4 protein-coding genes are annotated in these 2,088 nt (G+C 63.3%); 3 read left to right on the forward strand and 1 reads right to left on the reverse strand.

The features are described 5' to 3' along the window. Both EN969_RS28265 and EN969_RS28270 read left to right on the forward strand, forming a co-directional pair. Window positions 1-345, forward strand: a 345-nt coding sequence (locus EN969_RS28265; protein ID WP_164758566.1) for an aldolase/citrate lyase family protein, incomplete at its 5' end; no start/stop codon positions are given. Between the two features lie 51 nt (window positions 346-396). Continuing rightward, window positions 397-603, forward strand: coding sequence for a DUF1737 domain-containing protein (locus EN969_RS28270; protein ID WP_013528780.1), 207 nt, complete (start codon window positions 397-399; stop codon window positions 601-603). 187 nt (window positions 604-790) lie between these two features. On the opposite strand, the gene EN969_RS28275 is transcribed toward EN969_RS28270, so the two are convergent. Further along, window positions 791-1,213 carry a metallopeptidase family protein gene (locus EN969_RS28275; RefSeq protein WP_023763026.1) on the reverse strand — a complete coding sequence of 141 codons (423 nt, stop codon included), beginning with the start codon at window positions 1,211-1,213 and terminating at the stop codon, window positions 791-793. A gap of 182 nt (window positions 1,214-1,395) precedes the next feature. On the opposite strand from EN969_RS28275, the gene EN969_RS28280 reads away from it, so the two are divergent. After that, window positions 1,396-2,088, forward strand: a 693-nt coding sequence (locus EN969_RS28280; protein WP_127419590.1) for a hypothetical protein, incomplete at its 3' end; no start/stop codon positions are given.

Here is a 2,088-nt window from a genome sequence, read left to right on the forward strand (position 1 = left end):
CTGATGCAGATGGTGCTGGCCGCACGCGCCGGCGGCATCGACATGCTCGACGGCGTCTCCAACGATTTTCGCGACCTCGACGCTTTCGCCCATGAATGCGCGGAAGCCGCGGCCATGGGGTTCGACGGCAAGAGCCTCATCCACCCGGCCCAGATCGAAGCCGCCAACCGCGCCTTCGTGCCGTCCACGGAAGCGGTGGCCGAGGCACGCTCGGTGAAGGAAGCCTTCGCGCTCGCCGAGAATGCCGGCAAGGGCGTGATCGCGCTGAACGGCAGGATGGTCGAGCGGCTGCATCTGGCGAAGGCCGAAAAACTGCTGGCGAAGGCAGCCGCCATCGGGTCATAAATGCTCGATGGATGCGAGCGGGCTACAGCTACTCACGACAGGAATTGAACAATGAAACTCTACCGCTTTCTGTCCGCTCCGGACGATGCCAGCTTCTGCCACAAGGTGACAGCGGCGCTGAACAAGGGCTGGCATCTGTTCGGCTCGCCGACCTATGCCTACGACAAGAAGGCCAAAGCGATGCGTTGCGGCCAGGCCGTGGTCAAGGATATCGACGGTCAGGAATACGGGCCCGATACCAAGCTGAGTGACTGGTAGATTTGAAAAGCTCCGACGCAGGGTGTGTTGAGATTCAGGTCAGGCCGAGTCGAAAATGGTGGTTTCCGAGAACCGGAGCGGAGCGTACTTTTGGGTACGTGAGCACCGTTCTACCGCGACGCGGTAGAGCGGGGAAGCGCAGGAAGCCATCATTTGCAGGCCGGCATCACCTGAATATCAGCGCACCCTACTCCGCCGCCTCTTCGATCTTCTCCATATCATCGTCCGACAGGCCGAAATGGTGGCCGATCTCGTGGATCAGCACGTGGGTGACGATGTCGCCCAGCGTCTCTTCGTTCTCGGACCAGTAATCGAGGATGGCGCGGCGGTAGAGCGTGATGCGGTTCGGGCCTTCCCCGGTCTGCGGGTTCCAGCGCTCGGCGATGCCGCGTCCCTCGAACAGGCCGAGCAGGTCGAATGGCGTTTCCAGCGACAGATCGTCCATGATTTCGTCGGTCGGGAATTCGGCGATCTGGATGACGATCTCGCCGGTCAGCTTGCGAAAATCCTCCGGCAGATGGGCGTACGCCTCCAGCGCCAGGAACTCCATTTCGTCCATCGAGGGCGAGAGTTCGTCGTGCCAGGTGCGGGTCTTGTAGATGCGGGCCATGCTTTATCCTTTGATCCCGGCATATAGGCTTTCGCACCGGAATCGGCAAATGAACGGGCCGATGCGCCTGCGCCATCCCTGCAGAGAGGAATAAATTCCCCATGACTCTGCTTGACTCTTGGGATGCGCTCTGGAATCTATAGGAACATAACAGGAACAATTGTGAGTGGAAGCTGACCGTCATGGCGATGACCGCCGTGGCGCGGGAGACTGTTTTTGCCCTGCGCCGCCAGATCGCGAAAATCGAGGGAACGCTGCCCGAGCGCTTGGCTGCGCCGGCAGCCGCACCCTTTGATGCTGACGTCAACACTGATCTCACAATCGTCCGGCGTGGCATTGCCGCGGCGTTGCCGGATGCGTTCCTGCCTATCGGCGTCGGGCGCCTCGATGCCGCCCTGAGCGGCGGGCTGCCGAAGGCCGCCCTGAGCGAAATCCATGGGCTTGAAACCCGCGATGCCGGGGCCGTCGCCGGCTTCGCTTTGTCGCTCACCAGCCTGATCCTCAAGCAAACGCCGGGGCTGCCGGTGCTGTGGATCGGCACATCGGAGATTTTTCGCGAGGCCGGCTTTCCCTATGCCAGGGGGCTTCACGCCTCGTTCGGCATCGAGCCGGAGCAATTGCTGTTTTCCGAGGCGCCAAGGCTCGTCGATGCGCTGTGGGTCGCCGAGGAGGCGGCCCGGATGACGGCGCTCGCCGCCGTCATCCTGGAAATCCGCGGCAATCCGCAGCGGCTTGACCTGACCGCGACACGCCGGCTGCATGCAAGGGCGCAAGCGGCCGGCCGGCCGGTGTTCCTGCTGCGGCAGGCGGCTGGGCCCGAACCGACGGCGGCACCCGTCCGCCTCATCGTCGCCTCGGCGCCGGCGGTGCCGCGC

The organism is Mesorhizobium sp. M7A.F.Ca.CA.003.01.2.1, from assembly GCF_003998945.1.
GTDB classification, from domain to species: Bacteria; Pseudomonadota; Alphaproteobacteria; order Rhizobiales; family Rhizobiaceae; genus Mesorhizobium; species Mesorhizobium ciceri.